Below are 16,630 nucleotides of genomic sequence, written 5' to 3' on the forward strand. Positions count from 1 at the left end.
GCGGCCCTTTCGCGACACAAGGCCGCTCCTACAATGTCCGCGTTTGCCCCGATTGACGCGGTCACCTGTGGGAGCGGCCTTGTGTCGCGAAAGGGCTGCGCAGCAGCCCCGGCTATCTCAACGTGAAATGAGTTCGATCAGGCAGAACCGCCCCTGCACATCCAGCTCCAATAACCCCTCATTACCATCGATCCGCAGGCAGTCATACCGCCCAAGATGCTGCGCCCCCTCCCCGGCCAACCCCACCTCGACATGATTGCCAGCGGCAAACAGCAACAGTGTCGACGCCGAACTGAACACCCGGTTGCCGCCATCGAACCACTGCAATCGCGCCCGATACCGCTGCGGCGCATAGATCAGGTTGAAATCGCGAATCGCCCCACCCAGCAGCTTGCAGCTGACCTGGCTCTCGCCACTGAAGGCAAATGCATCGAACGGCAGCAGCAGCCGGCTGGCCTGGCCATCGACCAGCAACCGCATGCCATCGCCCTGCAACACGGTGATGACCCGCTGATACCCGGCAAAGGTGGAAAAGCCTCCGGACTCCCCGATATCGGCAATCGACAGGCGCCAGCCGAAACCGTCCAGGCTGTCGCCGGCATCGCGGGTGATCTCTTCGGTGAAGCCACCACCGTTCTTCCAGGGCATGCGCGGATAATCCCGCGCACGCAACAGCTGCAACTGAGTCATTTGCTGAATCGTCCTTCCAGACGGTGACGGGAACCGGGATGGATCAGGCGCGCGGCGGTCACCGGCTGGCGCCCGGACCAGGTGCGGCGGCGAATCAGCAGGCACGGCTCGCCCCGCTCGATCTGCAACAGCGTGCATTCTTCAGGCTCGGCAAGGATGGCCTCGACCACGTGCTCGCCTTCGGTGAGCGGCGCGACCTGCGAGAGGTAGGCGTAGGGCGTCTGCCGGGTGAAATCCTGCTTGAGGTAGTCCGGGGCGATGGCGGCGTTGACGTAGCGGTCCTCGATCTGCACCGGCACGCCGTTCTCGTAATGCACGATCAGCGAATGGAACACCCGCTGGCCTTCGCGCATGTCCAGCGCCAGGGCGCGCTCGGAACCTGCGGCCTCCTCGGCCAGGGTGATCACCTGGCAGCTATGCTGGTGGCCACGGCCGGCGATCTCGTCGGCGATGTTGTTGACCTCGAACAGCGCCGAGCGGCTCTTGGGTTCGGCGACGAAGGTGCCGACGCCCTGCATGCGTACCAGCAGGCCTTCGGCGGTCAGTTCGCGCAGCGCGCGGTTGATGGTCATGCGGCTGAAACCCAGCTCGCTGACCAGTTCGCTCTCCGAGGGCACCCGGTGATGAGGCGGCCAGGTGCCGCTCTCGATCTGCTGGATGATCATCTGTTTCACCCGGGCGTAGAGCGGCGCCGGCCCTTCGCCCATCTGGGCAACCAGCGCGGAGACAGGAGGTGTCGGCACGGCGTTGAATCCTTGTGCGGTTGGAGTGAACGGTAGCTTGCCGGAGTTTACCCGGCAGGCAAACGGCTGTATATGTATATACAAGTTAACAATAACAGGATTTCACCGATGTCCGCCTACTTCGCCGAACGCGCCCTGCTGCCCTCGGGCTGGGCCCGCAATGTCCGCCTGGAGGTCGCCGTCGATGGCCGGCTGACCTCGATCGAAGCCGATGCCAGCGCCGATGGCGCCGAGCGCCTGGCCGGGCCGTTGCTGCCGGGCATGCCCAACCTGCACTCGCACGCGTTCCAGCGAGCCATGGCGGGGCTGGCGGAAGTGGCCGGCAATCCCAACGACAGCTTCTGGACCTGGCGCGAGCTGATGTACCGCCTGGTCGGCCGGATCACCCCGGAGCAGTTGCAGGTGATCGCCCGCCAGCTGTACATCGAGATGCTCAAGGCCGGCTACACCTCGGTGGCCGAGTTCCATTATGTCCACCATGACCAGAACGGCCAGGCGTACGCCGACCCTGCCGAGCTGTCGCGCCGCATCAGCGCCGCCGCCAGTGCCAGCGGCATCGGCCTGACCCTGCTGCCGGTGCTGTACAGCCATTCCGGCTTCGGCGGCCAGCCCCCCAACGACGGCCAACGGCGCTTCATCAATACCACCGAGCAGTACCTGCGCCTGCAACAGCAGCTTGCCCCCTTGCTGGCGCAACAACCGGCACAGGCGCTGGGCCTGTGCTTCCACTCCCTGCGCGCGGTGACGCCGGGGCAGATCGCCGATGTGCTGGGCGCCGGCGATGCGGCCTGCCCGGTGCATATCCACATTGCCGAGCAGCAGAAGGAAGTCGATGACTGCCTGGCCTGGAGCGGCCGCCGTCCGCTGCAGTGGCTGTACGAACATGTCGAAGTCGACCAGCGCTGGTGCCTGGTCCACGCCACCCACGCCGAAGCCTACGAGGTCGCCGCCATGGCCCGCAGCGGCGCGGTGGCCGGGCTGTGCCTGACCACCGAGGCGAACCTGGGCGACGGAATCTTCCCGGCGGTGGACTACCTGGCCCAGGGCGGACGGATGGGCATCGGCTCGGACAGCCATGTATCGCTCAGCGTGGTCGAGGAGCTGCGCTGGCTGGAGTATGGCCAGCGCCTGCGTGACCAGCGGCGCAACCGGCTATATCGCAGCGACCAGCCGATGGTCGGCCGCACTCTCTACGATTGCGCCCTGGCGGGTGGCGCCCAGGCGCTGGGGCAGCCGATCGGCGAACTTGCCGTGGGCAAGCGCGCGGACTGGCTGGTGTTGGATGGGCAGGATCCGTATCTGGCCGTGGCTGACGGCGATGCCATCCTCAACCGCTGGTTGTTTGCGGGCGGCGATCGCCAGGTGCGTGATGTGATGGTCAACGGGCAGTGGGTGGTGCGTCAGGGGCGGCATGATCAGGAAGAGGAAAGCGCGGTGGCGTTTGTCGAGGTGTTGCGCCAGCTATTGGGATGAAACGCTGGCTCTGTGGGAGCGGCCTTGCGTCGCGAAAGGGCCGCAAAGCGGCCCCAGCAACATCTGCATCGACATCGGAATCCCGGGGGCGCTGTGCGCCCCTTTCGCGACGCAAGGCCGCTCCCACAGGGGGCAAGGCCTGTCTCTAGATGTTGAGCAGGCTCAATGCCGCGCGACGATATCTCTGTCGGGCGTCCGCCAGATCAGCCTGTTGGTGTCATACCCCTGCTGCCGCGCCTTGGCCAGCAGGTTCTCGCGCTCCCAGGCCGGCAACGAAGGCGTGCGCGACAAAATCCACAGGTACTTGCGATCCGGGCTGCCGACGATCGCCGTGCGGTAGCGCTCGTCGACGAACAGGATCCAGTAGTCGCCCCTGGCCACGCCCGGCACCAGGCGGGTGAACCAGTTGTCGAACTCCACCCACAGCTTGTCGGTGTGCCCGGTCTCCTGAGGCGTGGCATGGCCTTCGGCGCGTAGCCACTCGTCACCCAGGGTGCGGCAGCGATTGAGCACGCCGACCGTGCCATCGGGCTTGAGGTTGTAGTGGGCTTCGGATTGGGCGCAGCCATCCTGGTACTTCATTGGCAGGCGCGCCAGCTCGAACCATTTGCCCTGGTAACGCTTGAGGTCGACCGCACCTGCGGTCTTCGGCGCCAGCGGGTCGGTGGCCGAGGTGGCGCAGCCACCCAGCAGCATCACCAGGCACACGCCCAGCAGCAGGTGCAGACGCCTCATTTGAGGCCCTGCCCGGAATACATCAGGACCTTGTCCGCCGCGTACTGCACGCTGATGAAGCTCTTCTCGTCACCCCAGGTGCAGCTGCTCATGCCCAGCGCGCCGGAGCACTCCTTGGGCGAACCGAGCAGTTGCTCGACCTCGGCCTTGTTCATGCCGGCCTTGAGCTTGGAATAGTTTTCCTGGTTGATCTTGCTGCAGGCGGTCAGGACGACACACAAGGACAACAGGGCGAGGGAACGCAACGACATGAAGGGACACTCCTGGAGGTGGATACGCAGGTACGAGGGCCTGCAGGGAGCTTAGAAGGGAAAAAGGCTCCGCGGTTCCCTGCCGGGCCAGGTTTCGTTGTGCGCCGTTGGTCGCCTGGCGCGCAAACGATTAATGTTTTATTCCTGCGCGTCGACATAGAGCGGTGGTGTGGCCTTTTGCCGCACCCCTCCCCTTCGTGCCCGTGCGCAGATTCCAAGAAAAATGACCAAGAACCTCAAGTTCAGCCACAAGATCCTGCTGGCCGCCGCCCTCGTGGTGGCCGTCGCCTTCACTTGCTTCGTCCTGTTCAACGACTACCGCCAGCGCCAGTCGCTGCGCAGCGACACCGAATCGACGTTGCAGTCACTGGGCAACCTGACCGCGGGCAACATCCGCACCTGGCTCGACAGCCGCATCCAGCTGGTGAACTCGGTGGCCCAGCAGATCGCCGTCGACGGCCCGGCCAAGAACAGCCTCGACCGCATCCTGGCGTTGCCGGTATACAGCGGCAACTTCATCCTCACCTACTTCGGCGGCCAGGACGGCAGCATGCAGTCGGTGCCGGTGGGCAACCGCGCCGCCGACTACGATCCGCGCGTGCGCGGCTGGTACAAGGCAGCCAGCGCGGCGGGCCAGACCATCGTCACCGAGCCGTATATCTCGGTTTCGGCCGGCAAGCTGGTGATCACCCTGGCCACCCCGGTACAGCAGGGCGGGCGCATGATCGGCGTGAGCGGTGTCGACACGGACCTGCAGACCATCAGCAACCTTATCAACACCCTCGACTTCGGCGGCCACGGCCATGCCTTCATCGTCAACGGCGAAGGCAAGGTGCTCATCCATCCCAAGGGCGAGCTGGCGCTCAAGACCCTGGCCGATGTCTACCCCGGCAGCGACCTGCGCATCGGCAGCGGCCTGAAAGAGGTCGAGGTCGATGGCCGCCGGCAGTTCATCAGCTTCACCCACGTCGACGGCGTGCCGTCGGCGGACTGGTACGTGGCGCTGGTGCTGGACCAGGACGCGGCCTTCGCCATGCTTGGCGAGCTGCGCACCTCGGCGGTGGTGGCGACGCTGATCGCGGTGCTGGTGATCATCGCCCTGCTCGGCCTGCTGATCCGCGTGCTGATGGAGCCGCTGCACGTCATGGGCCGCGCCATGCGCGACATCGCCGAGGGCGAGGGCGATCTGACCCGACGCCTGAACATCCACGCCCAGGACGAGTTCGGCAGCCTGGCGCAGTCGTTCAACCGCTTCGTCGAGCGAATCCACGAGTCGATCCGCGAAGTGGCCTCGGCCACCGGCCAGGTGAATGCCGTGGCCAGCCAAGTGGTCAACGCCTCCAACGCCTCGATCCACAACGCCGACCAGCAATCGAGCCGCACCAGCAGCGTGGCCGCGGCGATCAACCAGCTGGGCGCCGCCGCCCAGGAAATCGCCCAGAACGCCGCCCTCGCCTCGCAGCACTCCAGCGCCGCCCGCGGCCTGGCCGAGGAAGGCCAGCAGGTGGTCGGCGAGACCATCGACGTGATGAACCAGCTGTCGGCACGCATCAGCGATGCCAGCGGCAATATCGAGACGCTGAACAACCACACGGCGAACATCGGCCAGATCCTCGATGTGATCAGCGGTATCTCGCAGCAGACCAACCTGCTGGCGCTCAACGCCGCCATCGAGGCCGCACGCGCCGGTGAGGCCGGACGCGGCTTCGCGGTGGTCGCGGACGAGGTGCGCAACCTGGCCCACCGTACCCAGGACTCGGCGCAGCAGGTGCAGCGCCTGATCGAGGAGCTGCAGGCCGGCGCCCAGGTGGCGGTCAGCACCATGAACCAGAGCCAGCAGCACAGTGACCGCAGCGTGGGCATCGCCAACCAGGCCGGCGAACGCCTGGGCAGCGTCACCCAGCGCATCGGCGAGATCGACGGCATGAACCAGTCGGTGGCCACCGCCACCGAGGAACAGACGGCCGTGGTCGAGTCGATCAATGTCGACATCAACGAGATCAATACGTTGAACCAGGAAGGGGTGCACAACCTGCAGAGCACGTTGCGTGCCTGCACCGACCTTGAGCATCAGGTCGAGCGGTTGAAGCATCTGGTGGGCAGTTTCAGGATCTGATTCGAAGGCCCTGGGGGCCGCTTTGCGGCCCATCGCGGCACAAGGCCGCTCCTACAGGGGGATGCGATTCCCTGTAGGAGCGGCCTTGTGCCGCGAAAGGCCTGCGCAGCAGGCCCGGCTGTTCAGAAGCGGGAACCAGGCTCCAGCAAGAAATCCATCTCCTCGCTGGTGCTCGGCCGCTCCAGCACCAGATTACGGTGCGGGAAGCGCCCGAAGCGGGCAATCACCCGCTGGTGCTGCTCGGCATAGTCGAGGAAGCCTTCGAACAACCGGCGGTTGGCCTCGGGCTGTTCAGCCAGCAGCATCTGGTAACGCTCGACACACAGGTTCTGCCAGTCCAGCACCTCGGCGTGCTCCAGCACCAGCAGCACGAACACCCGCTGGATCGGCAGCAACTGGTAGTCCCAGCCCTTTTGCAGGCCCTGCATGGCCACCACCTGCGCCCGCCGGTCGCCCTCGAAGGCGCGCGGCGTGTCGCGGTGGATCATGCGCGGCAACTGATCCAGCAGGATCAGCAGGCCAAGCCAGCCCTGCGGGCTCTGCTGCCACTCGTCGAGCCCGCCCGAGAGGGCCTGCTCGACCAGGTGGCCGAACTGGGCCTGGGCTTCGGCGTCATGGTGCTTGCCGAACCACAGCGTGTTCTTCTCGTCAGCCACGGCCTGGGCACTGCTGCCCCAACCGAACCACCACTCCAGCAACGGCTGCCAAGGTGCGAGCATGACTTACTCCTTGTGGTAGGCGGTGACGCGCTCGACCTCTTCCTTCGAGCCGAGGATCACCGACACGCGCTGGTGCAGGCTCTCCGGCTTGATGTCGAGGATGCGCTCGTAACCGTTGGTGGAGGCGCCACCAGCCTGTTCGATGATGAACGACATCGGGTTGGCTTCGTACATCAGGCGCAGCTTGCCCGGCTTGCTCGGCTCGCGGGCGTCGCGCGGGTACATGAACAGGCCGCCACGGGTCAGGATACGGTGCACGTCGGCGACCATCGAAGCGATCCAGCGCATGTTGTAGTTCTTCTTCAGCGGACCGGTCTCACCGGCCAGCAGCTCGCCCACGTAGCGCTGCACCGGGGCTTGCCAGTGACGCTGGTTGGACATGTTGATGGCGAACTCGGCGGTGGTTTCCGGGACGCGGATGTTTTCGTGGGTCAGGACGAAGCTGCCCAGTTCGCGGTCCAGGGTGAAGCCCTTGACGCCGTTGCCCAGGGTCAGGATCAGCATGGTCTGCGGGCCGTAGATGGCATAGCCGGCAGCGACCTGCTCGGTACCTGGCTGCAGGAACGCTTCTTCGTTCAGGCTTTCGTTCTGGCTCAGGTACTGATTAGGGCAACGCAGTACCGAGAAGATGGTGCCGACCGAAACGTTGACGTCGATGTTCGACGAGCCGTCCAGCGGGTCGAAGACCAGTAGGTAGGCGCCTTTCGGGTACTTGCCCGGGATCTGGTAGGCGTTGTCCATTTCCTCGGACGCCATGCCGGCCAGGTGGCCGCCCCACTCGTTGGCCTCGAGCAGGATGTCGTTGGAGATCACGTCGAGCTTCTTCTGCACTTCGCCCTGCACGTTTTCGGTGCCCATGCTGCCCAGCACGCCGCCGAGGGCACCCTTGGACACGTGGTGGCTGATCTCCTTGCACGCACGCGCCACCACCTCGATCAGGAAGCGCAGATCGGCAGGGGTATTGTTGCTGCGGGTCTGCTCAATCAGATAGCGACTCAGGGTAACGCGGGACATGTAAGGCTCCGAAAGGAATAGGGGGAGAAAAACCCCCGCAGTTTACAGGGAGAGTTGCGGGCTAGCGAGCAAAGAGACTCGTCGGGTGGGGTTGAGTTCAGCAAGCAGCCGGCCGGTGGTCGGTTTAAGCCATCGCGGGGCAAGTCGGGCCGCCGCATCGCCGCTCCCACGCCAACCCGCCCTGGAGCGTCGTTGTGGGAGCGGGCTTGCCCCGCGATGGACCTCAATCCAACACCTTCCAGATCTCGGTCGCATACTCACGAATGGTCCGGTCCGACGAGAACCAGCCCATCCGCGCGGTATTGAGCACTGCCATGCGCCACCAGTCCTGCGGCGCGTGCCACAGCTCCTCGACCCGCCGTTGAGCGTCCCAGTAGGCATCGAAATCGGCGCATACCAGGAAGCGGTCATAGGCGATCAGCCCGTCCACCAGCCCGGCGTAGCGCGCCGGGTCGTCCGGCGAAAACACGCCGCTGCGGATCGCCTGCAGCACATCGCCCAACCGATGGGAGGCGGCAATCGCCGCAGCGGCGCCGAAATCGCCGCTGCGCTTGCGCGCCTCCACCTGCTGGGCGGTCAGGCCGAAGATGAACATGTTCTCGGCGCCCACCTGCTCGCACATCTCGACATTGGCGCCATCCAGGGTGCCGATGGTCAGCGCGCCATTGAGGCCGAACTTCATGTTGCTGGTACCGGACGCCTCGTAGCCGGCGGTGGAGATCTGCTCGGACAGGTCCGCCGCCGGGATGATGCTCTCGGCCAGGCTGACGTTGTAGTTGGGCAGGAACACCACCTTGAGCAGGCCACGCACCGTGGGGTCGTTATTGACCACCCGGGCGATATCGTTGGCCAGCTTGATGATCAGCTTGGCCTGGTGATAACTGGCCGCCGCCTTGCCGGCGAAGAGCTTCACCCGCGGCACCCAGTCGGTGCCGGGGTCGTTGCGCATCGCCTGGTACAGCGCCACCGTGTGCAACAGGTTGAGCAATTGGCGCTTGTACTCGTGGATGCGCTTGACCTGGACATCGAACAGCGCCTCCGGATTGACCGTCACCCCCAGCCGGTCCTGGATGATGCTGGCCAGGGCGCGCTTGCTGTGCAGGCGCTGGGCGGCGAATTGCTTGCGGAAGGTGGCCTTGTCGGCAAAAGGCGCCAAGGCCTTGAGCTTGCCTTCCGGGTCGTCCAGCACCTGCGCCCCCAGCGCCTCGATCAGCATCGCCGTGAGCTGCGGGTTGGACTGGTACAGCCAGCGACGGAAGGTGATGCCGTTGGTCTTGTTGTTGATCCGCTGCGGGTAGAGCTTGTGCAGCTCGGCGAACACCGTGCTCTTCATCAGCTTGCTGTGCAGCGCCGACACGCCGTTGACGCTGTGCGAACCGAGAAACGCCAGGTTGCCCATGCGCACCCGCCGGCCATTGTCCTCCTCGATCAGCGACACCGCGCGCAGCACGTCGAAGTCGTGCAGACCTTTGGCCCGCAGGGCATCGATATGGTAGGCGTTGATCAGGTAGATGATCTGCATGTGCCGCGGCAACATGCGCTCCATCAGCGCCACCGGCCAGGTTTCCAGGGCCTCGGGCAGCAGGGTGTGGTTGGTGTAGGCCAAGGTTCCGACGGTAAGCTCCCAGGCCTTGTCCCAGGGGATTTCGTGCTGGTCCACCAACAGGCGCATCAGCTCGGCCACGGCGATCGACGGGTGGGTGTCGTTGAGCTGGATCGCCGCGGCATCCGGCAGGTTGAGCAGGTCCTTGTGCATGTTCAGGTGGCGGCGCAGCAGATCCTGCAGCGAGGCCGAGACGAAGAAGTATTCCTGGCGCAGGCGCAGCTCCTGGCCGGCCTCGGTACTGTCGGCCGGGTACAGCACCCGCGAGATGCTCTCGGCGCGGGCCACCTCGGCCACCGCGCCCAGGTGGTCGCCGGCATTGAAGCGCTCCAGGTGCAGCTCTTCCAGCGCCCGGGCCCGCCACAGGCGCAGGGTATTGACGCTGGAACCGCGCCAGCCGACCACCGGCGTGTCGTAGGCCACCGCCCGCACCGTCTCGCCCGGCCACCAGACCTGGCGCTGCTGGCCATTGCCCTCGTGCACGGTTTCAACACTGCCGCCGAAACTGATCGGGTAGATCACCTCGGCGCGCTCGAACTCCCAGGGGTTGCCAAAATCCAGCCAGTTCTCGGTCTGCTCCTGCTGCCAGCCATCGACCACCGCCTGACGGAACAGACCATGTTCGTAGCGGATGCCATAGCCATGGGCGGCGATGCCCAGGGTCGACATGCTCTCCATGAAGCACGCCGCCAGACGCCCGAGACCTCCATTGCCCAGCGCCGCGTCGGGCTCGAGCAGGCGGATGCGTTCCAGGTCCACGTCCAGGCCTTCGAGGGCCTCGCGGGCGATCTCCAGGTAGCCAAGGTTGCTCAGGCTGTCGTACAGCAGGCGGCCGATGAGGAACTCGAGAGAGAGGTAATAGACGCGCTTCTGACTACGTCGGTAGGCCTGCCGGGTATGGTCCATCCAGTGATCGACCATGTGGTCGCGAGCGGCCAGGGCGATGGCTTCGAACCAGTCGTGGTCGAAGGCGTGTTCCGGGTCCTTGCCGACCGCGTAGGTCAGCTTGGCCAGCACGGCGGCGCGGAAGGCCGCCACCTCTGCACTATGGTCCTTTTCGTCACGGGCTTCGGTTTCCTGGGACATGAGGCATCCTCGGGCAAATGGGCGAAAGCGCAGGGAGATTGTTCAGCCTAGACGCTCTGACACGGAGCGACAGCGACGGTTCGCGGTTTTCATCCACCGCTGGCGAAACCGGCAAAAGGTTGTTCACAAATTGAACAACTCCGGTATCATCGCGCGCCCCAAAACCGTGATTTCCCTTGCAAGAATAAAACCGCAACCATGAAACCGACCCTGATCGCCGCCGCCGAAGTCGACCGCCTGGAGACCTGGCAGCGCTATGCCAGCCACATGTGCGGTGGCTGCCACTCGACCTGCTGCACCCTGCCGGTGGAGGTGAAGATCAAGGATCTGATCCGCATTGGCGTGGTGGACGAGTTCGAGAAAGACGAACCGCCGAAGAACATCGCCAAGCGCCTGCAGAAGGACGGCATCATCGAACGCTTCAACCAGAAGTCGGGGATCTTCACCCTGACCCGGATGAGCAACGACGACTGCCTCTATCTGGACCGCAAGAGCCGGCTGTGCACCATTTATGACAAGCGTCCGGATACCTGCCGCAATCATCCCAAGGTCGGACCGCGGCCCGGGTATTGTGCATACAAGCCAAAGGCCGCAGTGCGCTAAGCCCACGGCCCTTGAACCTGGCGGCACTAACCTGGCAGGTGCGCGTGCCCCTCCATAATGGTGAGCTCGCGAATCAGACGCAGCACTTGCTCGCCGTACTCGACCTGCAGGCGATCGTAAATCGGCTGCAGTTGCTCGATCGTTTGCCCGGGATGCTCATCGGGGATTGCCAGCACGCGCTGCTGATAATCCTGCTCCAAGGCCGCGAAGCGGTCAGCGTGGACTTCTTTCAAGTAATCGACCCAATAGTCACGCCTAACGGCGTAGTCAATGAAAGGGGTGCCATGCTCGCCACGCTGCACCTGGGCCAAGGCTTCAGCCAGCTCACCCCGCCGCAGGTTGGCAGAGCTGCGGAACAGCATGCTGCTTGGCGGCAGAGGTAGGTCCAGCTCTTTCGCCCAGTGCAGACGGTAGGCCAGACGGACTTCCGCCTCATCCCTCGAACCTGCCTTTGCTCGCGCAATGTCGTCCAGCTCTTGCAGGCGGTACAACCGCACGGTCAGTCGGTAGAGCGCTGCACCGCGCGAAAGTGCGGGGGCATCTCGCACTGCCTGCTCGGTGAAGACACGAATCTCCATCTGATTAAGCAGCAGCCAGGCACCGTCCGCGCAAGTACCTACCGCTTGATGGGCGATCACGTTGAACAGTTGACGCTGCTCCGTGCTGGCAGCGGCAATCTCCAGGACCTGCCAGACCCTGGTCGCAAAAGCTGCACGGGTGCTGCTGGTTCGATAGGGCGCGGCCTCGGTCAGGCGTCCGACGAGCCCCAGCAGGTCCTGAGCATCATCGGCTGCCAGCAGTGCCTGCCAGGTGGTGCGGTGTGCCGCGTTCTCCTCACCACCACCCAGCAGCCACGGCTCGATGTCAGGGATGCCTTGCACGAAGGCAGTCGGCGGACTATGGATATGCCCTTCGCTCTGCGAGCCGCTTTCGGAGCCATCCTCGGACTCTGTATCTGAATCATGCCTGTCCCGCGACTCGTCGTTGGCAATCGAATCCGGCAGGTCCATGTTGAAGGTGTAAGAGCGTTCGTAACGTTCGGAGGCGTGGGCTTGCTGCATGGTGTACTCGCTCAGCGGATTGCCCAGCAGGGAGATCTCCGTCTGCCCTTCCGGATTGCGAGGGTTGTAGAGGATACGCTCGGGCAAGTCGATGATCTGGTTGTTGTCCAGACCCAGTGTTTCGAGGGGAAACAGGACTTCCACCCAGGCGGGCCATGCTTCAAGCCCAGTATTGATCAATGAAAGCGACCGCAGGCGCCCGGATAGCCGGGAAGCATCGGTGATCACGCCGATGAGATTGCCATCCAGCGCCAGCGATTGCAGCCTCGGCATGCGAGCCAAGGCTGCGACCGTTTGCTGGTTCACCTGCAGGCCCAGGTCATACAGGTTCAATTGCTGCAATTCAGGAAGTGCCACCAGTGCCTCGGGCAGCACGTGCGATATTAGGGCAAAGCCCTCCAGGGTCAGCGTTTGCAGCTCCTGAAACCGGCCGAGAAATGTATTCAGTTGCTCGGCGCTGGCGCTGATGCGGACCAGATGCAGGTCTTGAATTTGAGTCAAGTAGCGCTCAGGCAGATTGGAAGGAAAGTCAGCTAGATCAATCGCCTCGATAAACAAAGGAGCACGCCGCTCGCCCATTTGCAGGTCGTGCAGATGCGTAAGCAGCGTATCACTGATCATTGCCCTGGCAGTGCTGCTGTCGGAAGTGCTTGGCGCCTGTTGCCAGCTGTCGAGGATCCGACGCAGTTCGCTGTGAAGCCCCCGGTTTTCATCGAAAAGGCTCCGGGTCGAGGGGGACACATCGACTTCGAAGGCAAACCGTGCGCCGGCCGAGTTATCGCCAAGCATGACCCGCATGAGGTGGCATGGTTGGATCGGATTACCCTGTAGCGAAATCATGGTTTGAGGTGGGGCTGTTCGAACATCGCTGACCAGAGTGTCAGGCAAGGACTGCAGATAATTGTCACGCATTGATAGGCGCTGCAGGGATGACAGTACCTGGCCGTCAAGCCACATTGGCCACGTACTCAGGCCCATGCGGTCGAGCCCCAGAACGCGCAACGACAGTCCATGCATCAGATCTTGCCCTGTGGGTACATCGAGGCGGTTGCCACTCAGGTCGAGATGCTCAAGATTGCTCAGGCCACGTAGCCGACCCGCTTCGATTGAAGTGAAGGTAATACCTTGATTGCGCAGGCTCAACACTCGAAGCCGTGGCAAGTACTGGTCGATACGAGAAAGCGTCACGACCGTAAGCTCTCGTGAACTCAAGGTCGCGTGGCCTTGGCCGAGGTCCAGTGAGGTCAGTTGCGTAAACCCTTGGTAGAAGTCGCCAAGGGTACGCGAGTCCGCTACCGCCTGATCGAAGCCGGCCGCAAGCCCGCTGATTTGCGCGCCTATGAGCTGCAGGTTTTGCACACGCGACAGGAAGAAATCGGGCAGCCCGGAAGGAAAGTCGATCAGAAAGACCTGTTCCAGGCGTAGTGTCGCATTGGAATGTCCAAGCTCAGGTAAGTGGGTGTCGGACCAGTGTTGCCAAATCGCCTCAAGAATACGTCCTCGGCTGGCCGCACGCCGATCGAGATCGACAATCGCGTTGGATGCATCGCCCCAGGCGTCGAGCCGAGCGCTCAAGGTCGTGCGCTCTGTGAGCAGCTCGCAAAGGCGGGCATGAATCTGTTGACGATTAAAGCCAGCGGCTTCCAACTCACCGAGCAACTGTTCTGCGCACGCCACCTGACGCGGCAACCCGACCAGACGAATCATGTCGAGCAACGTCTCCCTGACGATGTACTCGCTGGTTACACCTCTGCCGCCCAGGGGATAACCGATACGACCATCGGCCAAGCGCATGGGAGAACGCCAGGCAGGATGGCTGGGTTGCATCTTCAGCAGCTCCCGCAGCGCGGATCGCGGCAACAGCGGTCCCCCCTGAAGCTTGGCCTTGAGCTGCTCCCCCTCCCAGGAGCCAGGGAACCCCAGGTTTGCGCGGGGAGCATCGGGCAATGCATGCAATACTGCCGCACACAGACTGTCGCGCCCGTGCAGATGCAACCCATCGCTGTCAAACGCCTCGAAACCATCGCCCGTGCGAACCAGTACCTTGCGAATTCCGGCATTTTCGACGCCGATGCTATCGAGCAACCTGCCGCCGAACCACCTGTCGCGCAACTCGATGCGCACCTCGGAAGACCAGCCAGCCAGGCGCTCGATGCTGTGCAGGATCAGCGTATCGGTATCGGGGTTGCGCACCGACTCCAGGTAAAGCCCTTCGTATGCCCGTTGCAGGCGCAAGTGTTGCCGATAGATGCGAATTTCTTGCGAAAGGCGCAAAGGGACCTTGCCGGCTTGCAATTGCAGCAGTTCGTCCGCGTTGGCGTTGCGGGCAAGCTCCTCGGCGATGCTGCCGGGAAGACTGGGATAGGCAGCGCGAATAGCCCTGACAGGGCCTTGTGGGTTGGCGTGAAGTGCCTGATAGCGAGTTTCGAATGCAGTAGTTCGCGTTGTGGCATTGGCCGAGGGCAGTTCGCTGACCACTTGCTCATCGAGCCTAAAGCGCTCCAGAGTGTCCTCGAATAGCGCAGGGGGACGCAGGTTATCGCTGTACATAGCCCGCAGGACGGTTTCCGAGGTACCGCTAACCCACAGAACATGCTGCGCGGTGGTAGCGTCGATGCCTGCCGCATGCAGATTCACACGCCGAACCAGCGTGTGCCCCTGCCATTCGAGAGGTTGATCCAGTTCATGTTGCCAGGTACCGGCACCGTTATGGCGGGCGATCGGTGGGTAACGGTCAGCATCGGTGGGGTGTTCGAGCCGATACTCGTCACCAGCCCCTGCTGGTCTGACCGAATAGACCTTGTCCTCGAGCGCAAGCCAGGTCTTGCCTTGATAGTGATAAAGCCCGAGCTCGTCTGGTTTCAAGTCGGCGGGCAAGATTACATCGTGGGCAAAGGGGGCTAGATCGGGGTACCAGAGGCGGGTTTTGCCATCGGGCATCTCCACAGGCTTGAGCTCTTCGATGAACGAGGGCGTCTCTACCGGGACTCTTTCTACCGCGGGGGTACCGGCGCCCGCTCCCGCTGCGCCCAGGGCAGCGAACAACGCCACGTTCTCCAGTACATCCACCAGGTATCCCAGTGCCTGCTCACGGTCATCGTTGGCCCAACTTTCCAAGCCGTCAAAAACTTCGAAACCAATCTGGAAAGCAGTCACGCCCATCATCACCGGCCCCAGCCCCGGCACGAAAAACGCCGCGACATTGAGCACTTGTAAGGCCGTCTGAATGAAGTAAGCCTTGCGCTTTTGCGCAGTCATCTCATCTTCAGATGCGGTGGAAACAGCATGAAACGCTGCATCATCCTTAAGGCGGGCTTTTTTGTTGGCCACCAGCTCATCGAGGAACGGCAACTCAAAGTAGTGCATGCCCAAGGGCATTTCCGCTGCTGGGTCAGGCCGCACCCGGTAAAACTTCGCCTCCGGATCCCACTTCATGGGAATCAACCGGTGCTGCAGCTTACCCATGAGTTCTTCTTCATAGCGAGCCGGCAGCAGGCGCCGCAAGCTACCCACCTTGAGATCCAGCAGTTGCCGTGGCAGCTCTGCGATCAGCGCATCGATCGACGGGTGCTCCACCAAAGGCGTGGAGGCGCCAGGCAAATAGCACACCAGTCGCTCCCTGTAAGGGGCAACACCGATGATCAAGGCCCCGGTGAGCTGGCGCGTCCACAGCGTAATGAAGTTGCACTGCAAGCGGCTGCCCTGATAGCTGGCTTTGTTGTTGAGCGATAGCTCCAGCAACGCCTCGTACATGGACTCACTAAGTTTTTCATGCATATACGCAAGGTGAGCATGAACCCTGAATGCATAGCGCTCGCTGTCGCTTAGCAGCTGCGCAGGCGCGGATTGCCAGGTCGCGTCGATCAACGCCTGGTACTGGCCACCGATGTCCAGCTCCCGCGACAAGGCCGCGAACTGATCAGCCGCGACGGGCAGCCTGTTCCCTGTCGCGCGGGTGAGGACGAAGTCATCACTGTCGAGAATGACAGCCTGCATCGAGTCAGCGTCCATACCGCCAGGCTGCGCTTCCGATGCCTCGAAATTCTGCATGGCGCAACGCAGCAGTGATTGAGTGGCCAATTTCAACGCACGCTGAGCATCGGTGACCGGATCTCGATCGAAGCTCAGCTTGAATTCCACGGCCTTGCGGGCATTCACCAGATAGGTTTTCGACATATCCAGGTCGAGTCCGAAGCGCTCCTTGAAGGCCGGACCCAGGATTTTCGAGGCGAACGCGTCCAAGTCTGGCAGCGGAGCAAGCAATGCGGCTAGATCGGCTTCGCACTGCCGATGCGCAGAGTAGTCATCGCCAAGCGTGCGAGCGACCTGCGGGTACAACAATCGCGCTTGCAAGAACCAGGACGGTGGAGATTCGATCGCATTGCGCAGATCCTGATGGTCTACAGGCTCCGCCGTCGATATCCAGGCGGGCAGTTTGCTTTCGATCACACGCTGGCGAGCAAAGCTATTGTGCTTGGTAGACGCTGCTTCATCGGAAGCAGATGAGGAAGAGGTCATGGGCGAGGCTCCTTGGAT

At 63.2% G+C, this 16,630-nt stretch carries 11 protein-coding genes and 1 pseudogene; 4 read left to right on the forward strand and 8 right to left on the reverse strand.

Annotated features, from left to right (window positions below; genetic code table 11):
• Positions 1-117: 117 nt before the first annotated feature.
• Together DMX06_RS05035 and hutC are read right to left on the reverse strand one after the other, a co-directional pair.
• Complete coding sequence (locus tag DMX06_RS05035) at positions 118-690, reverse strand: HutD/Ves family protein (protein WP_110735205.1); 573 nt, start codon at positions 688-690, stop codon at positions 118-120.
• Positions 687-1,397: a histidine utilization repressor gene (gene hutC, locus DMX06_RS05040; protein WP_181427786.1), complete on the reverse strand. Its 711-nt coding sequence runs from the start codon at positions 1,395-1,397 to the stop codon at positions 687-689. Before hutC ends, DMX06_RS05035 begins: the two co-directional genes overlap by 4 nt.
• Before the next feature lie 144 nt (positions 1,398-1,541).
• Between hutC and DMX06_RS05045 the strand changes: the two genes are divergently transcribed.
• Complete coding sequence (locus tag DMX06_RS05045; RefSeq protein WP_110735209.1) at positions 1,542-2,906, forward strand: formimidoylglutamate deiminase; 1,365 nt, start codon at positions 1,542-1,544, stop codon at positions 2,904-2,906.
• A gap of 162 nt (positions 2,907-3,068) precedes the next feature.
• Here the strand turns inward: DMX06_RS05045 and DMX06_RS05050 are convergent, their stop codons facing one another.
• Positions 3,069-3,641: a lipocalin family protein gene (locus DMX06_RS05050; RefSeq protein WP_110735212.1), complete on the reverse strand. Its 573-nt coding sequence runs from the start codon at positions 3,639-3,641 to the stop codon at positions 3,069-3,071.
• On the reverse strand, positions 3,638-3,892 hold the full coding sequence (gene bamE, locus DMX06_RS05055) for an outer membrane protein assembly factor BamE domain-containing protein (protein WP_028688397.1): 255 nt from the start codon (positions 3,890-3,892) through the stop codon (positions 3,638-3,640). The genes DMX06_RS05050 and bamE overlap by 4 nt, the downstream gene beginning before the upstream one ends.
• A 223-nt stretch (positions 3,893-4,115) precedes the next feature.
• On the opposite strand from bamE, the pseudogene DMX06_RS26735 reads away from it, so the two are divergent.
• A pseudogene (locus DMX06_RS26735) lies at positions 4,116-5,153 on the forward strand (HAMP domain-containing protein); the annotation flags it as partial.
• 129 nt (positions 5,154-5,282) lie between these two features.
• A complete protein-coding gene (locus DMX06_RS26740; protein WP_371263164.1) occupies positions 5,283-6,008 on the forward strand; it encodes a methyl-accepting chemotaxis protein in 726 nt (241 codons plus the stop codon).
• A 122-nt stretch (positions 6,009-6,130) separates the two neighbouring features.
• Here the strand turns inward: DMX06_RS26740 and DMX06_RS05065 are convergent, their stop codons facing one another.
• The 3 genes from DMX06_RS05065 to DMX06_RS05075 all read right to left on the reverse strand — a co-directional run bounded on the left by DMX06_RS05065 (position 6,131) and on the right by DMX06_RS05075 (position 10,430).
• Positions 6,131-6,727 (reverse strand): DUF924 family protein, encoded by a 597-nt coding sequence (locus tag DMX06_RS05065; RefSeq protein WP_110735218.1) that lies wholly within the window; start codon positions 6,725-6,727, stop codon positions 6,131-6,133.
• 3 nt (positions 6,728-6,730) lie between these two features.
• On the reverse strand, positions 6,731-7,741 hold the full coding sequence (locus DMX06_RS05070) for a class 1 fructose-bisphosphatase (protein ID WP_110735220.1): 1,011 nt from the start codon (positions 7,739-7,741) through the stop codon (positions 6,731-6,733).
• 223 nt (positions 7,742-7,964) lie between these two features.
• Complete coding sequence (locus DMX06_RS05075) at positions 7,965-10,430, reverse strand: glycogen/starch/alpha-glucan phosphorylase (RefSeq protein WP_110735222.1); 2,466 nt, start codon at positions 10,428-10,430, stop codon at positions 7,965-7,967.
• A gap of 198 nt (positions 10,431-10,628) precedes the next feature.
• Here DMX06_RS05075 and DMX06_RS05080 point away from each other — a divergent pair, with 198 nt between their 5' ends.
• Positions 10,629-11,033: a YkgJ family cysteine cluster protein gene (locus DMX06_RS05080; RefSeq protein WP_110735224.1), complete on the forward strand. Its 405-nt coding sequence runs from the start codon at positions 10,629-10,631 to the stop codon at positions 11,031-11,033.
• Between the two features lie 26 nt (positions 11,034-11,059).
• Here the strand turns inward: DMX06_RS05080 and DMX06_RS05085 are convergent, their stop codons facing one another.
• Positions 11,060-16,612, reverse strand: a complete 5,553-nt coding sequence (locus DMX06_RS05085; RefSeq protein WP_110735227.1) for an NEL-type E3 ubiquitin ligase domain-containing protein — start codon at positions 16,610-16,612, stop codon at positions 11,060-11,062.
• Between the last annotated feature and the right edge of the window lie 18 nt (positions 16,613-16,630).

This window comes from Pseudomonas mosselii, from assembly GCF_003205295.1.
Lineage (GTDB): Bacteria > Pseudomonadota > Gammaproteobacteria > Pseudomonadales > Pseudomonadaceae > Aquipseudomonas > Aquipseudomonas mosselii_B.

Excerpts from the sequence above, each read along its gene's own strand:
- DMX06_RS05035 (WP_110735205.1), bottom strand. The coding sequence starts at position 690 with ATGACTCAGTTGCAGCTGTTGCGTGCGCGGGATTATCCGCGCATGCCC.
- hutC (WP_181427786.1), bottom strand. The coding sequence starts at position 1,397 with ATGGGCGAAGGGCCGGCGCCGCTCTACGCCCGGGTGAAACAGATGATC.
- DMX06_RS05045 (WP_110735209.1), top strand. The coding sequence starts at position 1,542 with ATGTCCGCCTACTTCGCCGAACGCGCCCTGCTGCCCTCGGGCTGGGCC.
- DMX06_RS05050 (WP_110735212.1), bottom strand. The coding sequence starts at position 3,641 with ATGAGGCGTCTGCACCTGCTGCTGGGCGTGTGCCTGGTGATGCTGCTG.
- bamE (WP_028688397.1), bottom strand. The coding sequence starts at position 3,892 with ATGTCGTTGCGTTCCCTCGCCCTGTTGTCCTTGTGTGTCGTCCTGACC.
- DMX06_RS05065 (WP_110735218.1), bottom strand. The coding sequence starts at position 6,727 with ATGCTCGCACCTTGGCAGCCGTTGCTGGAGTGGTGGTTCGGTTGGGGC.
- DMX06_RS05070 (WP_110735220.1), bottom strand. The coding sequence starts at position 7,741 with ATGTCCCGCGTTACCCTGAGTCGCTATCTGATTGAGCAGACCCGCAGC.
- DMX06_RS05075 (WP_110735222.1), bottom strand. The coding sequence starts at position 10,430 with ATGTCCCAGGAAACCGAAGCCCGTGACGAAAAGGACCATAGTGCAGAG.
- DMX06_RS05080 (WP_110735224.1), top strand. The coding sequence starts at position 10,629 with ATGAAACCGACCCTGATCGCCGCCGCCGAAGTCGACCGCCTGGAGACC.
- DMX06_RS05085 (WP_110735227.1), bottom strand. The coding sequence starts at position 16,612 with ATGACCTCTTCCTCATCTGCTTCCGATGAAGCAGCGTCTACCAAGCAC.